Source organism: Frankia sp. CeRuru1 (assembly GCF_977966315.1).
The window spans coordinates 1-20,345 of sequence record NZ_CDWWEW010000044.1 but is presented as its reverse complement, the minus strand read 5'-3'; the positions used below and the strand labels follow the sequence as shown (position 1 = coordinate 20,345).

General features: G+C 70.0%; 20 protein-coding genes and 1 pseudogene. 3 read left to right on the top strand and 18 right to left on the bottom strand.

The annotated features are described in order from the left end of the window. The 4 genes from AC08OP_RS05570 to rimP form a co-directional block, all read right to left on the bottom strand. A partial coding sequence (locus AC08OP_RS05570) for a translation initiation factor IF-2 N-terminal domain-containing protein (RefSeq protein ID WP_476613203.1) occupies positions 1–215 on the bottom strand: 215 nt, incomplete at its 3' end. A gap of 298 nt (positions 216–513) precedes the next feature. Then, positions 514–783, bottom strand: a complete 270-nt coding sequence (locus AC08OP_RS05565) for a YlxR family protein (RefSeq protein WP_476613202.1) — start codon at positions 781–783, stop codon at positions 514–516. Positions 784–790: 7 nt separating this feature from the next. Further along, entirely contained in the window at positions 791–1,888 is a 1,098-nt protein-coding gene (nusA, locus tag AC08OP_RS05560) for a transcription termination factor NusA (protein ID WP_476613201.1), read from the bottom strand. Then, entirely contained in the window at positions 1,885–2,640 is a 756-nt protein-coding gene (rimP, locus tag AC08OP_RS05555) for a ribosome maturation factor RimP (protein ID WP_476613200.1), read from the bottom strand. Before rimP ends, nusA begins: the two co-directional genes overlap by 4 nt. Before the next feature lie 363 nt (positions 2,641–3,003). Between rimP and AC08OP_RS05550 the strand changes: the two genes are divergently transcribed. Both AC08OP_RS05550 and AC08OP_RS05545 read left to right on the top strand, forming a co-directional pair. After that, positions 3,004–3,681, top strand: a complete 678-nt coding sequence (locus tag AC08OP_RS05550) for a hypothetical protein (protein ID WP_476613199.1) — start codon at positions 3,004–3,006, stop codon at positions 3,679–3,681. Then, entirely contained in the window at positions 3,678–4,202 is a 525-nt protein-coding gene (locus tag AC08OP_RS05545) for a DUF4439 domain-containing protein (RefSeq protein WP_476613198.1), read from the top strand. The genes AC08OP_RS05550 and AC08OP_RS05545 overlap by 4 nt, the downstream gene beginning before the upstream one ends. A gap of 49 nt (positions 4,203–4,251) precedes the next feature. On the opposite strand, the gene AC08OP_RS05540 is transcribed toward AC08OP_RS05545, so the two are convergent. The 14 genes from AC08OP_RS05540 to rpsB form a co-directional block, all read right to left on the bottom strand. Then, positions 4,252–4,707, bottom strand: a complete 456-nt coding sequence (locus AC08OP_RS05540) for an RrF2 family transcriptional regulator (protein ID WP_462185778.1) — start codon at positions 4,705–4,707, stop codon at positions 4,252–4,254. Between the two features lie 155 nt (positions 4,708–4,862). After that, positions 4,863–5,930 (bottom strand): ABC transporter permease, encoded by a 1,068-nt coding sequence (locus AC08OP_RS05535; RefSeq protein ID WP_476613197.1) that lies wholly within the window; start codon positions 5,928–5,930, stop codon positions 4,863–4,865. After that, the gene (locus AC08OP_RS05530) at positions 5,920–6,717 is read right to left on the bottom strand and encodes an ABC transporter ATP-binding protein (protein ID WP_476613196.1); all 798 of its coding nucleotides are present in this window, start codon (positions 6,715–6,717) and stop codon (positions 5,920–5,922) included. Before AC08OP_RS05530 ends, AC08OP_RS05535 begins: the two co-directional genes overlap by 11 nt. A gap of 152 nt (positions 6,718–6,869) precedes the next feature. Continuing rightward, a complete protein-coding gene (locus AC08OP_RS05525; protein WP_476613195.1) occupies positions 6,870–7,943 on the bottom strand; it encodes an ABC transporter substrate-binding protein in 1,074 nt (357 codons plus the stop codon). 254 nt (positions 7,944–8,197) lie between these two features. Beyond that, on the bottom strand, positions 8,198–9,049 hold the full coding sequence (locus tag AC08OP_RS05520; protein WP_476613194.1) for a GNAT family N-acetyltransferase: 852 nt from the start codon (positions 9,047–9,049) through the stop codon (positions 8,198–8,200). 13 nt (positions 9,050–9,062) lie between these two features. After that, the gene (gene ispG / locus AC08OP_RS05515; protein ID WP_476599139.1) at positions 9,063–10,217 is read right to left on the bottom strand and encodes a flavodoxin-dependent (E)-4-hydroxy-3-methylbut-2-enyl-diphosphate synthase; all 1,155 of its coding nucleotides are present in this window, start codon (positions 10,215–10,217) and stop codon (positions 9,063–9,065) included. A gap of 109 nt (positions 10,218–10,326) precedes the next feature. Beyond that, complete coding sequence (locus AC08OP_RS05510) at positions 10,327–11,511, bottom strand: M50 family metallopeptidase (RefSeq protein WP_476613193.1); 1,185 nt, start codon at positions 11,509–11,511, stop codon at positions 10,327–10,329. A 31-nt stretch (positions 11,512–11,542) separates the two neighbouring features. Beyond that, entirely contained in the window at positions 11,543–12,778 is a 1,236-nt protein-coding gene (gene dxr, locus AC08OP_RS05505; protein ID WP_476613192.1) for a 1-deoxy-D-xylulose-5-phosphate reductoisomerase, read from the bottom strand. A 206-nt stretch (positions 12,779–12,984) separates the two neighbouring features. Further along, the gene (locus AC08OP_RS05500; RefSeq protein WP_476613191.1) at positions 12,985–14,325 is read right to left on the bottom strand and encodes a CE1 family esterase; all 1,341 of its coding nucleotides are present in this window, start codon (positions 14,323–14,325) and stop codon (positions 12,985–12,987) included. Further along, a complete protein-coding gene (gene rlmN / locus AC08OP_RS05495) occupies positions 14,312–15,577 on the bottom strand; it encodes a dual-specificity RNA methyltransferase RlmN (protein WP_476613190.1) in 1,266 nt (421 codons plus the stop codon). The genes AC08OP_RS05500 and rlmN overlap by 14 nt, the downstream gene beginning before the upstream one ends. Positions 15,578–15,678: 101 nt before the next feature. After that, entirely contained in the window at positions 15,679–16,500 is an 822-nt protein-coding gene (locus AC08OP_RS05490; RefSeq protein WP_462202907.1) for a phosphatidate cytidylyltransferase, read from the bottom strand. 279 nt (positions 16,501–16,779) lie between these two features. After that, on the bottom strand, positions 16,780–17,337 hold the full coding sequence (gene frr, locus AC08OP_RS05485) for a ribosome recycling factor (protein ID WP_462185789.1): 558 nt from the start codon (positions 17,335–17,337) through the stop codon (positions 16,780–16,782). Positions 17,338–17,686: 349 nt separating this feature from the next. Further along, positions 17,687–18,301 (bottom strand): translation elongation factor Ts, encoded by a 615-nt coding sequence (gene tsf, locus AC08OP_RS05480; protein ID WP_476613189.1) that lies wholly within the window; start codon positions 18,299–18,301, stop codon positions 17,687–17,689. Between the two features lie 260 nt (positions 18,302–18,561). Further along, positions 18,562–19,431: a 30S ribosomal protein S2 gene (gene rpsB / locus AC08OP_RS05475; RefSeq protein WP_476613188.1), complete on the bottom strand. Its 870-nt coding sequence runs from the start codon at positions 19,429–19,431 to the stop codon at positions 18,562–18,564. 469 nt (positions 19,432–19,900) lie between these two features. Between rpsB and AC08OP_RS05470 the strand changes: the two are divergent. Further along, positions 19,901–20,345: pseudogene (locus AC08OP_RS05470) on the top strand (hypothetical protein); the annotation flags it as partial.

Below are 20,345 nucleotides of genomic sequence, written 5' to 3'. Positions count from 1 at the left end.
CTGCCCGGCGGTCCCGGAGGGCCGGTGGTCCGGCCCGGGGAGGTGGGTGCGCCGTCGGCGGGGAACGCTTCCTTCAACTTGCGGACGACGGGTGCCTCGACAGTGGACGAAGCGGACTTCACGAACTCACCGAGATCCTTGAGCTTGGCGAGCACGGTCTTACTGTCGACACCAAGCTCCTTGGCGAGCTCGTGTACGCGGGCCTTTCCTGCCACGGTGCTCCTTCGTTCGGCCCGCGGTCCGTGCCCGCGTGACCTCGTTACCTGCTGGTCGTGATCATGGCTGGGTGCTCATTGAGCGGTCATCGCTGTCTCGACCTGCTTCCCTGTCGACGTCTGTTGGCGCCGCCTGTGGGAGTGGGTGCCGCTGGCGCGGGTACCCACTCCGTCTGACCCGGCCGGCCCGCTGCCGCGGTCCGCCCGTTCCATCCATCCATCTTTACCTGGTATCTCCTGTGCCTGATATCTCCCTGTGCCTGGCGCGACTACGGCGGACCGGCCCCGGAGGGACCGGCTACCGCGGGCAAAGCCGCTCCAGATACAGCCTGACCTGCTTCGCTCCGAGCGGGCCCGACACCCGCAATGCCCGTGGGAACGCCTTGCGACGCTCCGCGAGATCGAGGCATGCAAGATCGGGATGCACGTACGCACCCCGACCGCGCATCCGACGACGAGCATCCGGCAGAAGCTCGCCGCCTTCTACGACGATACGCAGTAGGTCAGAACTCGGCGCACGGCTTCGACATCCGACACAGGTACGAACGGGCTCCGCACGACGCGCCATCGCAAGTCTATCCCGCTTGGCCCCGAGAATGGCCACCCGCGGCAGGCGATCGCCGCGGTACCGCAGCTGGTCCCGATCGTCGAGGCGCACCAGCGGAGCCCCGTTCGGATCCGCTCCCACCGCCCTCGCCGGAGTCCTCGGTGTCAGAGTGGATGTCGATGCGCCACCCCGTCAGCCGGGCGGCGAGCCGGGCGTTCTGCCCCTCGCGACCGATGGCCAACGACAGTTGGTAATCGGGCACCACCACCCGCGCCGAGCGGCTCGCCGGGTCCGTCACCTCGACCCGGGCCACCCGGGCCGGGGACAACGCGCTCCCGACAAAGGTTGCCGGGTCGGCCGACCAGTCGACGATGTCGATCTTCTCGCCCCGCAGCTCGGCCATGACGGCACGCACCCGGCTGCCCATCGGCCCGATGCACGCGCCCTTGGGGTTGACCCCGGCCACCCGGGACCGCACCGCTATCTTGCTGCGATGCCCAGCCTCGCGGGCGATCGCAGCGAGTTCCACGGTGCCGTCGGCGACCTCGGGCACCTCCAGCCGGAACAGCCCCTTCACCAGCTCGGGATGGGTGCGGGACAACGTCACCGTGGGTCCGTGCTGCCCCCGCGCGACGTGCACCACATAACACTTGATCCGGTCACCGTGCTCGAGCCGCTCGCCGGGAACCTGCTCGGCCGGCGGCAGGACACCCTCGACGGTGCCGAGATTGACGAGCACGACCCTGGAGCCGGCCCGCTGTTCGTGATGTTGCACCACACCGGAGACGATCTCGTGCTCCCGGTCAGCGTACTGGCCGTAGGTGACCTCCTGCTGGGCCTCGCGCAGCCGCTGCATGATCACCTGTTTAGCGGTCATAGTCGCGATCCGCCCGAAGTCCGCCGGGGTGTCGTCGTACTCCCGGCTGGTGCCGTCCGGACCCCGTTCCCGGGCGAGGACGGAGACATCTCCGGTCGTCCGGTCGATCACCACCCGGGCGTCCTGCGCGGACCCGGCCGTGTGGTGATAGGCCGTCAGCAGTGCCGTCTCCATCGCCTGCACCAAGGTGTCGAAGGCAATGTCCTTCTCCCGCTCGATTCCGCGCAGCGCGGCCACGTCGAGCTTCACCGGGTCATCTCCTTACCGGCCGCGCCCCGGGGGCCGGCCTCCCGGCCGTCGTCATTGGATTCCCTCCCCGGCGCCGCCGGAAGATCGTCGCCCGGCTCCCCATACCCGAGATCGGCTGTCTCGCCGGGTTCCACCAACGCGGCGGACGAAGACGGCGTCTCCACCGACTCGACAGAAAGATCATCATACGCCTCGGCCGAGAACTCGACCTCGACAGTAGCCCGGGCCACCTGTGCGAAGGTCACCCGCGCAAGCCGCCGGCGCGGGGGGCGTCCGGGCCGCGCGGGATCCGTCGCCACCGCCAGGTCCGCCCCCGATTCGTCGGCGGAGAGGACACGCCCGGCGAGGACGATGCCGTCTCGATCACGTACCGTGACAAGCCTGCCGATCGCGCGGCGCCAGTGCCGAGGCTCGGTCAGCGGCCGTTCGACGCCCGGTGAGGTGACCTCGAGAACATAAGGCCCGGCGACCAGGCCCTGGCCGTCGGTCTCGGCGGCGTCGAGCAGCTCGGAGGCGAGCCGGCTGGCGTCCGCGACCGCGTCCAGGTCGACTCCGCCGTCGCGGTCCACCACCACCCGCACCACGCTGCGCGATCCGGCCCGTGCCACCGTCACATCCTCGAGATCGAAACCCGCGTCGGCGAGACCGGCCGCCAGCCGAGCCCGCAGCGCCGTCCGAACGCCGCCGCGCCCGCGGGCCGATCCGGATGGGCTCCGGTCGCGCGCGCGGCCGGCCTCCCCCGCCCCTGCCACTTCGACCGTCCCTTCCCGCATCCACGATGCCTGATCATCCGCCGGACCCACGACGCCGCTCCCCAGGCCGTAGGCCGGCCGCCACATTGTCATCCCCCGGGGGCGATACCCAGGTTCGGCCGGCGCCATCAAGCCGTGCGACCCTCGTCGACCCGACCCGCGGCACCGTCGACCCGACCCGCGGCACCGTCGAACAACGAGGACCGACTGCCGACGGTCCCGCCGGGCTGGGCCGTCACAGGGGCGAACGGCATCCCGGGTGAGATCCATAGCCTACGTCCGCCCCGACCGGAGTCCGTCGCGACCCGGGGGTAACCGGATCAGGCCGCGCGGACCACACGGCGATCCGGACGACAGCAGGGGATGTGCGAAGCTGCGACGGTGGATCCGGCGAACCTCACCCACGCCTCCCGACGACGGGTCCTCGCCGGGCTGACCGGCCTCACCCTCACCGGATTTGCCGGATTTACCGGATTCGAGGCCGCCGGGTGCAGCACCACGGTCGCGACGAACCGGACCGGTCCCGCAGTGGGCCCGGGCGGCGACGACCGCCGGGCGGCGAGGGCCGCCGCCGTCCGGGCGGCCACGCTGGCCGCGGCATACCGGACGGCGGCCGAGCGCCACCCGTCCCTGCGTCCCCTGTTCGACACGCTGCGGGCCCATCACGAAGTCCAGCTCCGGACCTTGGCCGAACAGTTCCCGGGCTCCGCACCGACCACGCCGGCCCAGGCGGCCACCCCGACCCAGGCGGCCACCCCGGCCCAGGCGGCCATGCCGACCCAGGCGGCCATGCCGACCCGGACGATCGGGCGCGACGGCGTCGGGACGGCGGGAACGGCGCAGCTCGTCGACGAGTCACCCACGGCCCGCGCCGCCACCATCGCCTCCCTGACCGGGATGGAGGATGCGGCGACGAACGCGGCCCGCACCGACTGCCTGCGCGCGGGCGGTCCGCTCGCGTCCCTGCTGGCGAGCATGTGCGCCGCCGGGACCGCGCATGCGGAGCTGCTGGCCCTCTCTGCGAGCCGGGTGTCCGGATGACCGCCGGCACACCACCGGGCGATCCGGCGTCGGCGACCCCCACGGAATCGACCACCGCAACCGACCACCCGGATCCCGCGGGTGTCGCGGCGCTGGTCACGATGCTCACGGCCACGCATGCCGCCGTCTACGCCGCCGCGGCGGCGGGAGGTGCCCTCGCGCCGCTCGGCCCGGCCGCGGCGCAGGCGCGCGAGCTCGCACGACTGAGCTATCTGGCGCACCAGGCGCTGCGCGACGACCTCATCACCGCGATCCGGGCCCGCGGCGGGGAGGCGCCACCGGCACTGCCCGCCTATCGACTCCCCGTCGCACCGGAGGGAATCGGGGTGGCACTGGCCCTCCTGGCCAGGATCGAGGACGCCTGCGCCATAGCGGCCCACGACGCCGTCACCGTGCTCGTCGGGGACGTCCGTGCGCTGGCCCTGGACGCGCTGACCGGCACCGCCGTACGCGCGCAGCGGGCCCGCATCGCGGCCGGCATGCCGCTGGCGGCCGCGAGCCGCGCGCTACCGGGGACGTGACCTGGCGTCCAGGGAGGCCGGGCCCGCTCCAGGAAGCGGGCCGCTCCCGTCAGCGGGTGACCCACGCGTCGGGGTCGCCGCCGAGGGTGGTCACGATGTCCGGAAGCTGACCACTCGCCACGTCAGCGAGGGTCACGGCCTCCAGCACCCGCCGCAGGTTCACCCGAACCGCGATCCACACATCCTGCAGGTTCTTGGCCGCGCCGTCGTAGTTCGTGTCCTCGGGACGCCGGCCTCGCACGCTGGCGAGCGGACCGTCGGTCGCCCGGATCACCGTGGCGATGGTGATCCGGTCGGGAGGAAGGCTCAGCTGGTATCCCCCGTCCGCGCCCCGGCGGCTCTGGACCAGCCCCGCCCGGCGTAGATCGGTGAGGATGTTCTCGAGGAAGCGCAGCGGCAGATCCTGCGCCGCGGCAAGCGCCTCGCCCTTGACGAGCCGACCGTTGCTCGCGGCCAACGTCAGGAGCGCGCGCAATGCGTAGTCGGCGCGAGCGGAGATCTGCATGCATCCATTCTGCCGCCGGTCCTCGCCGAATGGGTGGGCCGGGTCGGCAGCGGGCGAGGCGCGGCCCCGCGCCAACGGGCGCTGTTCCCGCCGCCGACTCGGCCGAACGAGCCTGCCGGCCAACGAACCTGCCGGCCGGGGAATCGGGGACTTCCTCAGCCAGCCCTCTCGGGATGGGGGGCGTCCGTGCCGCCGTCGGCGGAGGAGGTGGCCGTGGTGGCGGCTCCGACCGCCGCCACCTCCTTTGTACCGGCCGCGGCGGACCCGCCGGCGCTGCCGCCCCGGCGACGCCGAGCCGCCCGGACCGCCGTCGTACCCTCCGCAACCAGCCCACGGCGCTGCCGCATCCGCTGGTCCACCGCGTTGAATCCGGCATCGATGAGCACCCCGACCACGAAGATCGTGATCATCGAGGCCAGTACCCCGACCGTGTCGAGCAGTTCGCGGGCATTCTGCAGGTCGGCCCCGACGGACGGATGCCCCGGAACGATGACCAGCAACTCGCCGGCCATCAGGCTGCGCCAGGCGAACGCCCAGCCCTGCTTCAGGCCCGCGAGCACCGAGGGCAGGGCCGCCGGTACCACGATGTACCGGTAGAGGGACAGGCCACGCGCGCCCATGCTGCGGCCGACCTGGACCAGTAGAGGCGGCACGTAGTCCACGCCGTAGATGACGCCGTTGGCCACCGACGGCGCCGCCCCGAGCACCACCACGAACATGATCGCGGACTCGCTGAGCTTGAACAGCAGGATGGCGAGCGGGAACCAGACGATCGAGGGCATCGTCTGCACCGCGGTGATGAACGATCCCACCGCGGTACGCAGGACCCCGAAGCGGGACACCGCGATCCCGACCACGGTGCCAATGAGCACGGCGAGGGCGTATCCCTCCAGGGCCCGGACCAGGGTGCGGGCCAGAGCGTCCCAGAAGTGTCCGCTGCCCAGCTGGTCGACGAACTCGCCCAGCGCCTCGCCCGGCCCGGGCAGCACATAGCTGGGCTTCCAGCCGCTCCAGACGACGATCTGCCAGAACAGCAGGAACAGGAGCAGAGCGCCGAGCTTCGGCCAGGTGGCCGCCCAGGCGCGGGCCGCGAACGGCCGCCGTTGCGCGGTCGGGATGTCCAGCGCGTCGAGGCCGGCGAGGGCCACGTCGACGTCGAGGGGCTCGCCGGCCTCGCCGAGCCCGGCACTCTTACGGGTGGGGACGCTGACGTCAGTGGCCATGGCGGCCAACCTCCTCGCGTAGCCGCGCGGTCACCTCGGTGGCGAGCTCCGAGACGTGGGTGGAGTCGAGCCGGCGGGGGCGGTCGATATCGACGTCGAAGATCTCCACGACCCGGCCGGGCCGGGAGGACAGCAGCACGATGCGGTCACCGAGCCGGACCGCCTCGCGCACATCGTGGGTGACGAAGATGACGGTGACCCCCGTCTCCCGCCAGATCCGTTCGAGTTCGTCGTGGAGCAGATCGCGGGTCATCGCGTCGAGCGCACCGAACGGCTCGTCCATGCACAGGATGTCGGCCTCCTGCGCGAAGGCCCGGGCCAGGCTCACCCGCTGGCGCATGCCGCCGGACAGCTCATGGGGGCGCTTCGCGGACAGGCCGGCCAGCCGGACCATCGCGAGCAGGCTCTCGACCCGGTCCCGCCGCTCGGCCTTGCCGATCCCCCGCAGCCGCAGCGGCACCTCCACGTTGCCGCCCGCCGTCAGCCAGGGCAGCAACGCCGAGTCCTGGAACATCATCCCGACCCGCCGGCCGGTGGTGTCAACGACGCCCACGGAGGGCTGGTCGAGACCGGCGATCAGGCCGAGCAGGGTCGATTTCCCACAGCCGGACGCACCGAGGAGACAGACGAACTCGCCCGCCCGGACATCCAGGGAGACGTTGTCGAGCGCCTTGACGCTGGCGGGCCCGGCTCCGAAGACCCGGCTGACGCGGTGGATGCGCAGCGCGGTGTCGGTGAGTACAGCGGTGTCGGTGAGTACAGCGGTGTCGGTGAGTACAGCGGTCATGGTTCATTCCCCCATCGCGGTGTATGCGGCCGGTGTGCATGGACGGACGGACGGACCAGGCCGGGGCATCGATGATCGACACCCCGGCCTGGTCGTCGCCCTGTGGTCTCGGACCGAGGTTCAGCCGGCCCGGCTACCGGGGGTCCCGCGGGTCAGGAGTCGGAGACCGTCGGTTTGCCCTGCTTGGCGAGGATCTCGTTGAGGACCGTCAGATCGAACAGACCGTCGAGCTTCGGGTTCTCGATGAGGCCGAGCTCCTCCTGGTGCTTCGCCGAGGTGAACAGGGACGCCGCGATCGGGTCCGGAGTGAAGGTCAGCCCCTTCCAGGCCGAGGTGAGGATCTTGTCGGACAGCGGCTTGCCGCTCAGCTTGCCCAGTGCCGTGTTGGTGACCTTCGCGCCGGCGTCACGGTCGGCGTTGAGCGCGTTGATCGATTCCACGTTCGCCGTGATGAGCCGGCGGACGATCTCCGGGTTCTTCTTCAGGTAGTCCGTGCTCACCAGAAGCACCGTCGTGACGAACTGGCCCTTGGTCTCCGGCCACTCGTCGGCCTCGTTGACGAGCACCTTGCCCCCCGCGGCGACGAGCCGGGAGGCTATCGGCTCGGGCACCCAGGCCCCGTCGATGGCCTTGTTGGCGAAGGCGTCCACCGTCACGGTGTTGTCCTGGGGCTTGATGGAGACATCACCCCCGCCCTGGGGGTCGGTCTTCAGCCCGTTCTCCTTGAGGAAGTACCGCAGCGCCACGTCCTGGGTGTTGCCCAGGCTCGGGGTGGCGAGCGTGGCGCCCTTGAGCTGCGCGACGGAGGTGATCTCAGGCTTGACCACCAGCGACGCACCACCCGAGGTGGCGCCGGAGACGATCCGCACCGCCTCCCCGTGCGACTTGATGAAGCTGTTGACCGCCGGGTTGGGACCGATATAGCCGGCATCGATGGCGCCGGACAGAATCGCCTCCGCCTCCTGCACGCCGGAGTTGAAGGTCGACGTCTTGAGCGTGACTCCAGAACCGAGGTCCTTGGCGAAGATCCCCTTCTCGACACCGTAGAGAGCTGGCGCGTGGGTGAGGTTCGGGAAGTACCCGAGCCGCAGGGTGCCGGTGACCTGGCCGTTCGAGGCGACCGTCTGGGAGTCCCCGTCGTCACTCGAGCAGCCCACCACCGCCAGTACGAGCGCCCCCGCGGCGATGAGTGGCGTCGCTGCACGCCACAGTCTGCTCGGTCTCATAGATACCCCCTCACGCAGGCTGACGCCCGCGCCATGCATGTCGATCGAAGTCATCGGGATGGTAAGCATGCCAGATGGTGCCCATCCTGGCCATGTGACTTCATCGCGATGACATCGTTCTGCAATATCTTTGACCGGCCAGATGCACATAGCCGACAAAACGGATATTTCTGGGGATCAAAGAGGCCCCGGACACCATCGGAGCGGGTCCGGGATGGGCTCAGACCGGGATCGATCTCAGAACAAGATCAACCTCAGAACAGGATCGACGCGAAGGTCCCGACTCGCTGGAAGCCCACCCGGTCGTAGACCCGGCGGGCGGCATGGTTGAAGTCGTTGACGTACAGGCTGACCAGCGGGGCGAAGGCGGCCCGCGCCAGCGCGACCACACTCGCGGTTCCCGCGGCGCCGAGGCCGCGCCCGCGCAGCGCCGGGTCGACCCAGACGCCCTGGATCTGGCAGACGTCGCCCGCGACGGCGCCGATCTCGGCCTTGAACAGCACCCGGCCGTCGGCGATGTGGGCGAAGGAACGCCGCTGACCGACGAACTCGGCGACGCGGGCGCGGTAGAGGGCACCGCCGTCAGCGAGCACCGGGGACACCCCGATCTCCTCAGTGAACATGGCGATGCAGGCCGGCAGGATGACGTCCAGCTCGTCCGGGCGCACCGGGCGCACCGCCGGATCTGGGGCGACCCGCGGCGGTCGGTCGATCACGAGCAGGGGCTGGTCGGCCCGTACCTCCCGGGCCCGCCCCCAGGTCGGCTCCAGATGCTTCCACATCGCCGTCACCGAGGAGGAGACGCCGACGATGGACGAGCAGCGCCGTCCCTGCCGGCGAGCCCGCTCGGCGAACAGTCTCGCCGAGGTGGGGCCTGCCGCCACGGGCCAGAGGTTGGCGCCGGAATAACACAGAGCGACCAGGCAGCCATCCACGGTGTGCCCCCACATCTCGGCGCCGAGACGCCACGGGTCGAGCCCCGCCGCCTCGACCCGAGATGCGACGAACACATCGGCGACCGGGTTGCGGGCCAAGAGCTCGCGGACGGCCGGAAGATCCCTGTCGTCAAGCAGACGGGTCGGCGCGGACCGCAGAGGTAGGCCCATCCGGTCGAACCGGTTAACCCACGGAAACCGAGGGTTCGCCGGACGGGGTGCCGTCCGCCGCCATCTCCTCGGCCAGCCGCATGGCTTCCTCAATAAGGGTTTCCACGATCTGTGCCTCCGGAACGGTCTTCACGACCTCGCCTCGGACGAAGATCTGACCCTTGCCGTTCCCGGAGGCGACGCCGAGATCGGCCTCCCTGGCCTCGCCCGGCCCGTTCACGACGCAGCCCATGACGGCGACGCGCAACGGGACCTCCATGCCCTCGAGACCGGCGCTGACCTGATTGGCAAGGGTGTAGACGTCAACCTGAGCCCGACCGCAGGAGGGGCAGGATACGATCTCGAGTTTACGCTGCCGAAGTCCCAGGGACTCCAGGATCGCGGTGCCGACCTTCACCTCCTCGACCGGCGGTGCCGACAGCGACACTCTGATCGTGTCACCGATTCCCTCGGCGAGCAGGGCCCCGAAGGCGACCGCGGACTTGACCGTGCCCTGGAAGGACGGCCCGGCCTCGGTGACACCGAGGTGCAGCGGGTAGTCGCAGGCCTGGGCGAGCAGCCGGTACGCCTGGATCATGACGACCGGGTCGTGGTGCTTCACCGAGATCTTGATGTCGCGGAAGTCGTGCTCCTCGAACAGCGAGCATTCCCACAGGGCCGACTCCGTCAGCGCCTCCGGCGTGGCCTTGCCGTACTTCGCCAACAGCCGCTTGTCGAGCGAACCCGCGTTGACCCCGATCCGGATCGGAACGCCGGCGGCCTTCGCCGCGCGAGCAATCTCCCCGACCTTGTCGTCAAAAGCCTTGATGTTGCCGGGGTTGACCCGGACCGCGGCGCAGCCCGCGTCGATCGCGGCGAAGACGTACTTGGGCTGGAAGTGGATATCGGCAATCACCGGGATCGGGGATTTGCGGGCGATCGCGGCGAGGGCGTCAGCGTCGTCCTGGCTTGGCACCGCGACCCGGACGATCTGGCATCCCGACGCTGTCAGCTGTGCGATCTGCTGCAGCGTGGCGTTGACGTCTGACGTCAACGTGGTGCACATCGACTGAACGGAGACCGGAGCGTCACCCCCGACCGGGACGTTGCCCACGTGGATCTGCCGGCTGTGCCGCCGCGTGCCGAGCGGACGGGCCGGAGCGGTTGGCATGCCCAGAGTTACGGTCACGTTGTCCTCACTGGCGAATCGGAGACGAAGATCGACGTGCGACTGACTCGGCCTGTCGGCTGCAGGAGGCAGGGCAGAATGGCACACCGTCGCGCATGTTCATACGGAATTACTGATTCAGGCGAATGGGATTGACAATGTCGGCGGACAGGACAAGCAGACTGAACCCGAGCAGTACGACGACCGTGGCGTACGTGGCTGGTAACAGTTTGGCGAAATCCACCTTCTGTACCGGACCGCGATAACCCCGGAGCCTGCGTAGGCCATGCCGGGCCTGCTCGAAGCCCAGCACGGCAATATGACCGCCGTCCAACGGAAGTAGGGGCAACAGGTTAAAAATTCCGACCGCGAGATTGATCGCGGCGACCAGAATGAGAAGATTCCGCACCCGGTCCACGGCCGAACTGCCCTCGGCCGAGACCACATCACCGCCGATACGCGCCGCTCCCACCACGCTGATGAAACCCTGGGGGTCGCGGTCGTCGCTGAAGATATTAGCGATATCACCGATCCGGCGGGTCAGCGTCTCGTACATACCGGTGAACCCGGACCCGATGACATCGAAGGTGCGGGGCACGGCTTCGATCGGGTTGTAGTGCACTGTCTCGGTTCCCGGTCTGACGCCCAAGGCGCCGACCCGGTCGTCGCCCGCCTGCCCGGTCTCCCGATCGCGCCTGACCTCCACCAGGTTCGGCGTGAGGGTGAGGGTGCGGCCGTCCCGTTCGACGACCATCACCGCAGGCCCCGCTCCGTGCGCACGCACCTGCCGGGTGAACTGCGCCCACGTCGTGACCGGAACTCCGCCGAAGCTGACGATCCGGTCGCCCGGCCGCAGACCGGCCGCCGCGGCCGGCCCCGGTCCGGAACAGGTCGCGGTCGTGGCGACGCAGCTCGTCGCGCCGACCCTCGACTCGCTGATCGTGGTCGTGCCCAGGACGACAAGCACTCCGTAGACCAACACGATGGCGATGACGAAATGCACGAAAGAACCAGCCGATATAACCACGAGCCGGGCTCGCGCCCGCGCATTGTGGAAGGCGCGGGGTTCATCGGCCGGATCGATCTCCTCGAGCGGAGTCATCCCCTCGATCTTGACGAAACCGCCGGCCGGAATGGCCTTGATGCCGTACTCGGTCTCCCCCCGCCGCCGGGACCAGATGGTCGGCCCGAAACCGACGAAGAACTTGGAGGCCTTCATACCGTAGTGCCGGGCCGTCACGAAATGCCCGGCCTCGTGCGCGACGACCGACACCAGCAGGGCCAGTGCGAACGCCACAATGCCGAGAAGCTCCATCAGACCGCCCTCTCGGCGCCGGGGGGGCGGCTCACACCGTGTCCCGTTCGGTCTCACGCCGGATCAGCCGCCCGGCCGCCGCCCGCGCGGCCCGTTCGGTGGCGAACACCTCCTCCACGCTGGGATGATCGATCACTTCGTGCTCGGCGATGACCTCGGCCACCAGGTCGACAATACGGATGAAGGGCAGCCGCCCGGCGAGGAAGGCGGCCACCGCCTCCTCGTTCGCGGCGTTGAAGACCGCGGGGGCGGTGCCGCCGCGCCGCCCGGCCGTGCGGGCGAGCTCCACCGCCGGGAACGCCACCTCGTCCAGCGGTTCGAAGGTGAGCGCCTGCGCCCGCGACCAGTCCATCGGCGGCTGCGCCTGCGCCACCCGGTCCGGCCAGCCGAGCGCCAGCGCGATGGGCAGCCGCATGTCCGGCGGGGAGACCTGAGCGATCGTCGAGCCGTCGGTGAACTCGACCATCGAGTGCACCAACGACTGGGGGTGCACGACGACCTCGATGTCGTCGTAGGGAACCCCGAAGAACAGGTGCGCCTCGATCAGCTCGAGCCCCTTGTTCATCAGGGTCGCCGAGTTGATCGTCACCAGGGGTCCCATGTCCCAGGTGGGATGGGCCAACGCCTGCTCCGGGGTAACGGCGGCAAGCTCGTCGCGGCGGCGCCCGCGGAAGGGACCTCCGCTGGCGGTCAGCACCAGCTTGCCTACCTCGTCCCGTCGCCCGCCCCGCAGGCACTGCGCCAGTGCGGAGTGCTCGGAATCCACCGGCACCAGGCGGTCGGGGTCGCCACCGAGCGCGTCGAGCACCAACGGCCCCCCGGCGACCAACGATTCCTTGTTCGCCAACGCCACCGTCCGGCCGGCGGCCAGCGCCGCGAGCGTCGGGGCCAACCCGACCGAGCCGGTGATGCCGTTGAGGACGATGTCACACGGCCACGCCGCGATCTCGCTCGCGGCGTCGGGACCGGCGAGAATCTTTGGCACGGGGAACTCACCCCGACGGTAGCCCCGCCGCGACGCCTCGGCGAAGAAGGCCAACTGGAGGTCCTGAGCGGCCGAGGCCGCCGCCACTCCCACGGCCTGGACGCCGAGGTCCAGTGCCTGAGCGGCGAGCAGGTCCACCCGGGACCCGCCGCCCATCAACGCCACCACCCGGAACCGCTGCGGGTTGCGGCGTACGACATCTATCGCCTGGGTTCCGATCGAACCGGTGGACCCGAGCAGGACAACCTCACGCAGGATCGAAGCCTCCACCACGTCACCCATTCTCTCAGGCCCACCGACCGCTCGGCACCGCCCTGTTCGGTTCATGACAGGTGCCACCCGAAGATGCGCAATGGGTCCGGTGACAACTACGTTTCGTCAGGTCTGGTGGGCAGGACTTTGCGGTCGCCGCCCACCCCGATCGGCCACCCCGATCCGGGTGGCACGTCGGCCCGGTCGGTCACGTCGACGACGGCTCCGACGTCTGCTCATCCCCGGCCGGGCGAGGAAGAAGGTGTGGCGCCGGTTGCCGGCTGCCCGGACGGTTCGGCACCGGGGGTGGCATCCGGGGAGGCGGGCGACGCCGACGTGGTGGCGGGTCCGGAGGATGCGGCGGGTCCAGAGGATCCAGCCGCCGGTGCCGCGGGAGTCGGACTGGTGGCGACGCCCGTGCTGGCGGGACCGGCGGAGACGGCAGGGCCGGCGGAGACGGCAGGGCCGGGCAGGCCACTCGTCGCGGACGTAGGCGTGTAACCGAAATAGGTCAACGCCACGATGGTGGCACTCAGGCTGACGGAGGTCGGACCCAGCGCCGGACGTGCCTGCGCCCCCGGCCAGGTGTGCCCCGCGCCCTGCATGGCCAACAGCCCGACGTCATGGCCGGCTGGGCAGCCGCTCCACACGGTGCGCTGCCAGGCAGCCGTGTCCCGGGAGGTCTGGCGGGCTCCGCTGCAGCCCAGAGCGGAGGCGTACCGGGCGAGCCGGTCCTCCACGGGCTGGGCGACGACTCCGGTGAAGGGGGCCGGCCGCGAAGCGCCTCCGCCGGCATACGGCGCGATCTGGTCCGAGGTCCCATGGATCTCCAGGACGTTGGTGGCGGGCTTGGCGCAGGAGCCGGGCAGCACGCTCGACCCGACGGTCACCGCCGCCGCAAGACGGCCCGGCAGCGCGCAGGCCAGCGTGAGCACCATGTTCGCGCCGTCCGCGTAGCCCACGGCGAAGACGCGTCCCGCATCCAGGCACATCTGACCGACGAGGTCGTTGAGCAGCGCGCCGACGAAGAGCACGTCGTCGGGTCCCACCGCCTTCGATCTGGTGAAGTTCCACCGCCCCTGCATCCCGATCGGGGCGGCGACCACGAAGCCCGCCTTCGTCCCCTGATCGGCGAGCCGCGTGTACGCTTCCAGATCTTCCGGCGTCTGGTTCAGATCATGGAAATTGAAGATCAGCGGTAGTGGCCTGGCCCGAGGACCCGCGGTCGGTACGGCGAGGACGTAGCCGCGCTCGGTTCCTCCCACCCGCAGCGTGCGGGTACCGATCCCGGACGGCAGGGTCTTCCCGGTGACGCAGCCGCTCTCGGGGGGTGGTGGGACCGTGGGCAACGGTATGGCCGACGCCACGGCGGCACCGGCGGCACGGCCGCCGGACGCCCCGAGAGCGGCCTGGGTCGCCGAGGTCTTCGCCGGCCCCGGCTCCTGGGACATCGCGTACCACAGGAGCAGCAGCAACACCCCGGCGGCGGCCGTGATCGGCAGCCATACGGTGTTCGTCGCCCGGATATCCGGGCGGGAGGCCCCCCGGCGTCGGCTCGTCGGACTACCGAAGGACACGGTCACCGTCAGACGTCGCGCTCCCCGCGCCACCGAACTCGGCGGGACGGTCGGATCCGACCTGCTCCGGCTGGTCCGTCCGCTCCGGCGTCCCGGCCGGCTCGGCCGCAAGCTGTCCGCAGGCTGCCGCGATCTCCCGGCCCCGGGTGTCGCGCACCGTCGTCACGATGCCGCGGTCACGGAGCCGGCGGGCGAACGCGCGCTGGCCGGCCGGGACGCTGGCGCGCCACGAGGATCCACCGGTTGGATTCAACGGAATGAGGTTCACATGCGCGAGCCGGCCTACGAGCAGGTCCGCGAGGGCGTCGGCGCGTTCCACGTCATCGTTGACCCCATCGATCAGCGCGTACTCGACGCTTACCCGTCTGCCGGTTACCTCGGCGTACTCCCAGGCGGCCGCGAGCACCTCGGCCACCGGCCAACGGGTGTTGATGGGGACGAGTTCGTTCCGCAGAACGTCGTCCGGGGCGTGCAGGGACACCGCCAGAGTCACCGGCAGGCCCTCTCCGGAGAGGCGACGGATCGCCGGAACGAGGCCGACAGTGCTGACCGTCAGGCCGCGCGCCGACAGGCCCAGCCCGTCGGGGGGGTGAGCGGTGAGGCGGCGTAGCGCGACAATCACCGCGGCGTAGTTCGCCAGCGGCTCGCCCATCCCCATGAAGACCACGTTCGACAACCTGGTCGCGCTGCCCGCGAGCTCACGGCGCTGAAGAACCCGGGCGGCGTGCACGACCTGTTCGACGATCTCCGCGGTCGACAGGTTGCGGGTCAGCCCGCCCTGACCGGTGGCGCAGAACGGGCAGCCCATGCCGCAGCCCGCCTGGCTCGACACACAGACCGTCGCGCGACCCGGATATCTCATGATCACAGACTCGAGAGATGCGCCGTCCACGGCCCGCCACGCCGTCTTGCGGGTCAGACCGTCGTCGCAGCTCAGCGTCCGCACCGGGACGAGCAGCCTCGGCAGCAGGGCGTCGAGGAGCGGCTGGCGGTCCCGCTCCGGCAGGTCGGTCATCGCCTCGGGCTCATCGGCGGCGATCAACCGGGCATAATAGTGCCGGGCCACCTGATCGGCGCGGAAGGCCGGCTGCCCCAGCGACACCGCGACGTCACGTCGTTCCTGACGGGTCAGGTCGGCGAGGTGGCGCGGCACTCGGCCCGCTCGCCGGGTGAGCGTCAGTCGCGCGGGCCAGCCCGCCTCGGCGGGTGAGGGCTGGTCCGGACGTCCGGATTCGGCGGTCGTGGCAGTCATCGCGGATCCAGTCTGCCAGGTGACCGCGACCGAGACGAATGCACGGATCTGTCCGAAGGGACCCACGAGAGGCGAGACCGGTCGGCTGAGCCCGGTTCCGATCAGTTCAGGAAGGAAGTGATCAGAAGCCAGGCGACCGGGGCGGTGCACAACAACGAGTCCAAGCGGTCCATCAGGCCACCATGGCCGGGCAGCAGACTGCTCATGTCCTTGATGCCGATGTCGCGCTTGAGCAGGGACTCACCCAGGTCGCCGATCGTCGCGGTACACGCGACCGCCAGCCCGAGCAGAACGCCCTGCCAGGCCTCGGCCCCCAGCGGCCAGGCCAGCACGATCCCGGCGACGATCACACAGGTCACCGCCGAACCGACGAATCCCTCCCACGACTTCCCCGGGGAGACGGTAGGGGCCATCTTGTGCCGACCGCCGGAGAGGACACCGGCCGTGTAACCACCGACGTCGCTGGCCACCACCGTTCCCAGAAAGGCGACGACGCGCCAGCGACCATCGGAGGGTTCGGTGAGCAGCGCGGCGAAGCCAGCCGGAAAGCCGATGTAGCCGGCCACGAAGGCGGCGCCGGCGACGTCGCGGAGCAGACCCGTGGACGGCCCGAAAGCACGGACCAGCGCCGCCACGCCGATGGTGCCGGCGAGAGTCAGCAACAGGCCGGTGGTCCCATCGACGTACGCGACGACCGGCATGGCCGCCGCCCCGGCAACCAGGGGAAGCAGGGGAACCCGTACCTGCGTCAGTCGGATCGCGCGGACCACCTCGTGGGTGCCCAGGGCCATCGCGACACTGATCACCCCGACAAAGATCACCCGCAGGGTGAACAGCGGAACGAGGATGACGGCACCGAGAAGGATGCCGACACCGATGGCGGCCGGCAGGTTGCGGCCGGCACGTGAGGGCCGGGGCACCATCCCGGCGGGCCGACCGTGATTACCGGGCCCGCGGGGATTACCGGACTCAAGCGGATTACCGGGCCCATGCGAGGATCCCGGCGGCGCGGATGACCCGGACGGCCCGGACTCAGCCACCGCGCGGCCGTCGACAGTCGTCATGGCCGCCCGGCCGTGGGCAGCGACCGCCGCATCGCGCGCGCGTCATGCGCGGATCCGGGGACCGTCCAGACGATTCCGAGACCATGGGAATCGAACATCGGAGCAGGCGACCGGCATCGAGAACGGACGCAGGAATGATCAAACCGAGAGAAGATCCGATTCCTTGAGCCGAAGAAGTTCATCCACCTGCCCGACGTATCGGTGGGTTGCCTCGTCGAGATCCTTCTCACCCCGCCGGCCCTCGTCCTCGCCGGCATCGCCGTCCCGCACGATCCGATCGATCGTGTCCTTGGCGTGACGTCGGACGTTGCGGATGCTCACCCGGGCTTCCTCGGCCTTGGTCCGAGCCACCTTGACAAGATCGCGACGCCGTTGCTCGGACAGCTCCGGAAAAACACACCGGATGATGGTGCCGTCGTTGCTCGGGTTGACCCCGAGATCGGAATCGCGCACAGCCTTCTCGATCGCCCCCAGAGACGACTTGTCGTAAGGCGTGATGATCACCATACGCGGCTCCGGGATGTGGAACGACGCGAGCTGCTGCACCGGTGTCGGAGCGCCGTAGTAATCCACCAGGATCTTGGAGAAGACCGCGGGAGTGATACGCCCCGTGCGGATGTTCGCGAAGTCCTCCTTGGCGACCGAGACCGCCTTCTCCATCTTCTCCTCGGCCTCGAGAAGCGTGTCGTCGATCACCGCATTTCCTTCCGTCTGTTCCTGGTCCGCCGGCGTCCACCGGACGCCGGTCCTGTTATCATCGCAGTTCGGCCGAGCGCAGCCGAGTTCGTCGTCCCAGGGGCGAAGCCGTCCCGCCCGGTCCCGGATTCGCCTGACCGAGATCGCACAGCCGCCGCGTGCAGTGTGCCTTACCACGGCGTCCCCGCTGACCTGGGCCGACACGGCACGCCGACCGGGCCGGGAAGCATCACCTTGTCATCTCGAGGCGTGGCCATCCCGATGCCGGTGGCGTGCCGGACCACCGCACCCACCGAGAAGCCTCGGAGCCGCCGGCCGCCCGATCAGGGAGCCGGCGATCCGACGACGCTCAGGCCTGGCGGATGTTGAACCGGGAGAACCGACCGACCTCGATCTTCTCACCCAGCGACGCGCCGGCCTGGTCGAGCAGAGCTCGGATGGTCACCTTGCCGTCCTTCACCCATGGCTGGTCAAGCAGCACGCTGCTCTTCACATACCCGTTGACACGCCCTTCAACAATCTTCGCGATCGCCGGCTCAGGCTTGCCCTCCTCGCGGGCCGCGGCCTCGTAGATCTTTCGCTCCGCCTCGAGGACCTCGTTCGGGATCTGCTCGGCGGTGACATACAGCGGGTCCGCCGCGGCGATGTGCTGCGCGAGATCGCGGGCGAGTTGCTTGAAGTCCTCGGTCTTGGCCACGAAGTCCGTCTCGCAGCGAAGCTCGACGAGCACGCCGAGGGTAGGCGGGAGCTGCGGGTCGGTCCGGTGCAAGTAGGACTCGACCAGGCCGTTGGCGGCGCTGCGTGCCGCACGCTTGGCGACCTGTGCCTTGCCCTTCTCCCGCAGCCAGGACTTGGCCTTCTCGAAGTCCCCGGCGTTGTCGACCAGCGCCTTCTTGACGTCGCTCATCCCAGCGCCGGTGAGCTCCCGGAGCTTCCGGATGTCAGCGACTGAAATCTCTGCCATGGTGCTCTTCTCGTCGGTGTGGGTCTGGATGGTGGGTCTGGATGCTGTCGTAGTTCTACCGGCCCCGGCCCCGCGGTGCCCTTCGGGCGTCGCGGGAGCGCCCGCCCGAGCGGCCCGGGGCCCGGGTCCGACCACCGGAACCAGGCCCGACATTCGGGAGCGGTGGTCCCCGACCCGACTCGGGGAACCACCGTCCTCCTCACACGATGTCACCGCTGGTCGATCGCCATCACCGCGGGCGAATGAGACGCGGTAGCGGGTCAGACCACGGTGCCGACCGCGGCGTCCGGTCGTGTCCCGTCCGCGGGCCCCGCCGTCGCCGGCTCCACCGCACCCGGGGCCTCGACAGGTGCCTCACCACGCAGCAGTGCCTGCTCCCACTCGGCGAGCGGCTCCTCACCCGCAGACTGCTCGGGCTTGGCATCGGCAGAGCTCGAGGCGCCCGCACGGGCCATCAGACCGTCCGCGACCGCATCGGCGACCACCCGGGTGAGCAGCGCAGCGCTGCGGATCGCGTCGTCGTTGCCGGGGATCGGGTAATCGACCTCGTCCGGGTCGCAGTTCGTGTCGAGAATCGCCACGACGGGAATGCCGAGCTTGCGGGCCTCACCGACGGCGATGTGCTCCTTCTTGGTGTCGACGACCCACACCGCGCTCGGCACCCGGCTCATGTCGCGGATACCGCCGAGGGTGCGCTCGAGCTTGACCTTCTCCCGGGTCAGCACGAGCTGTTCCTTCTTCGTGCGCACCTCGGTACCGCCGGTCACCTCGATCTCCTCGAGCTCCTTGAGCCGCTGAAGACGCTTGTAGACCGTGGAGAAGTTGGTCAGCATGCCACCGAGCCACCGCTCCTTGACGTACGGCATCCCGACCCGGGCCGCATGTTCCTCGATTGCCTCCTGGGCCTGCTTCTTCGTCCCGATGAACAGGACCGTCCCACCGTGCGCCACGGTCTCCTTGACGAAGTCGTAGGCGCGGTCGATGTAGGACAGCGTCTGCTGCAGGTCGATGATGTAAATGCCGTTACGTTCGGTGAAGATGTACCGCTTCATCTTCGGATTCCAGCGCTTGGTCTGGTGCCCGAAGTGCACACCGCTCTCCAGCAGCTGCTTCATGGTGACGACGGCCATCGGACGTCGCTCCTTCCCGCCCGGCCTGGGCCGGGACGCCTCGGTTGTGACGGCGCCATCTGACGACGGCAGCCCCTGACGCCCGATTGGTCGTGGCCGTCGCTGTGCGGCGGACCGAGGAGACCCTTCCGATGATCCGATCCGGATCATCGGAAGTGGGCGTGCGAACTGGGCCCGGTGGACGGGCCCTGCGATCGATGATACCTGCCGGGTACGAGGATCCATCGGGCGACCACATCGGATCGGATCAACGGACCGGCCGGCGATGTCCACAGAGCGCGGGCACCGACAGCATGCGGCGGGAGTTATCCACAGATCACACGGCCGGTCTACCCAACGGCATCAAAACGCCGCACCGTGGACGAGGCCGGTCCGCTCCCCCCTCGGATCGGCACAGCGGCGGCCGGACGAGCGGACCTGGACCGGGTCCGGCCGCCGCGCCTCCCCCGGACCCGGAGGTGTCACCGTCATGCCCCCTTTGCCGCGCTTCGACCCGCTCTGGCTCGTCATCCCGGCGGTCGCCATCCTGATCGCCCTGGGACGGCCCACTACGATGCCGATCAAGCCGCACGCCGACGGGCCACGCCTCGTCCTGGCCGCACGTGATCCGCAACGGAGCACCACCGCCTTGTCCGAGCCCTTGTCCGAGCCCGGGCGGTCCGCCCCGTCCGGTGCGACCGACTCCGCCGGTGGGCTCGGCCCCGGTGACGGGTTCGGTACCGCGCCCCGCCACGACGTCATCGAGCAGGCCCTGGGGGTCAGCCAGGTTCAGGCCGTGGTGAGGACCCCGGGCCCACCTCCTCTCAGGCTCACCCCCGGCACGTCGGCGGAACCCTCGACGACACCTGCTCCGTCCACAGCGCGGTCGACGCCGGCGGCGCATCCGGCCCCCTCGCCTCGCGCCCCCTCGCCGA

What these genes read in the sequence shown, in the direction of transcription:
- AC08OP_RS05540 (WP_462185778.1), bottom strand. Translation starts at nt 4,707, where the DNA reads ATGCAGATCTCCGCTCGCGCCGACTACGCATTGCGCGCGCTCCTGACG.
- AC08OP_RS05520 (WP_476613194.1), bottom strand. Translation starts at nt 9,049, where the DNA reads ATGGGCCTACCTCTGCGGTCCGCGCCGACCCGTCTGCTTGACGACAGG.
- AC08OP_RS05550 (WP_476613199.1), top strand. Translation starts at nt 3,004, where the DNA reads ATGTGCGAAGCTGCGACGGTGGATCCGGCGAACCTCACCCACGCCTCC.
- rpsB (WP_476613188.1), bottom strand. Translation starts at nt 19,431, where the DNA reads ATGGCCGTCGTCACCATGAAGCAGCTGCTGGAGAGCGGTGTGCACTTC.
- tsf (WP_476613189.1), bottom strand. Translation starts at nt 18,301, where the DNA reads ATGGCAGAGATTTCAGTCGCTGACATCCGGAAGCTCCGGGAGCTCACC.
- AC08OP_RS05530 (WP_476613196.1), bottom strand. Translation starts at nt 6,717, where the DNA reads ATGACCGCTGTACTCACCGACACCGCTGTACTCACCGACACCGCTGTA.
- AC08OP_RS05545 (WP_476613198.1), top strand. Translation starts at nt 3,678, where the DNA reads ATGACCGCCGGCACACCACCGGGCGATCCGGCGTCGGCGACCCCCACG.
- AC08OP_RS05510 (WP_476613193.1), bottom strand. Translation starts at nt 11,511, where the DNA reads ATGGAGCTTCTCGGCATTGTGGCGTTCGCACTGGCCCTGCTGGTGTCG.
- AC08OP_RS05535 (WP_476613197.1), bottom strand. Translation starts at nt 5,930, where the DNA reads ATGGCCACTGACGTCAGCGTCCCCACCCGTAAGAGTGCCGGGCTCGGC.
- AC08OP_RS05565 (WP_476613202.1), bottom strand. Translation starts at nt 783, where the DNA reads ATGGCGCGTCGTGCGGAGCCCGTTCGTACCTGTGTCGGATGTCGAAGC.
- AC08OP_RS05490 (WP_462202907.1), bottom strand. Translation starts at nt 16,500, where the DNA reads ATGGTGCCCCGGCCCTCACGTGCCGGCCGCAACCTGCCGGCCGCCATC.
- dxr (WP_476613192.1), bottom strand. Translation starts at nt 12,778, where the DNA reads ATGGGTGACGTGGTGGAGGCTTCGATCCTGCGTGAGGTTGTCCTGCTC.
- AC08OP_RS05525 (WP_476613195.1), bottom strand. Translation starts at nt 7,943, where the DNA reads ATGAGACCGAGCAGACTGTGGCGTGCAGCGACGCCACTCATCGCCGCG.
- rlmN (WP_476613190.1), bottom strand. Translation starts at nt 15,577, where the DNA reads ATGACTGCCACGACCGCCGAATCCGGACGTCCGGACCAGCCCTCACCC.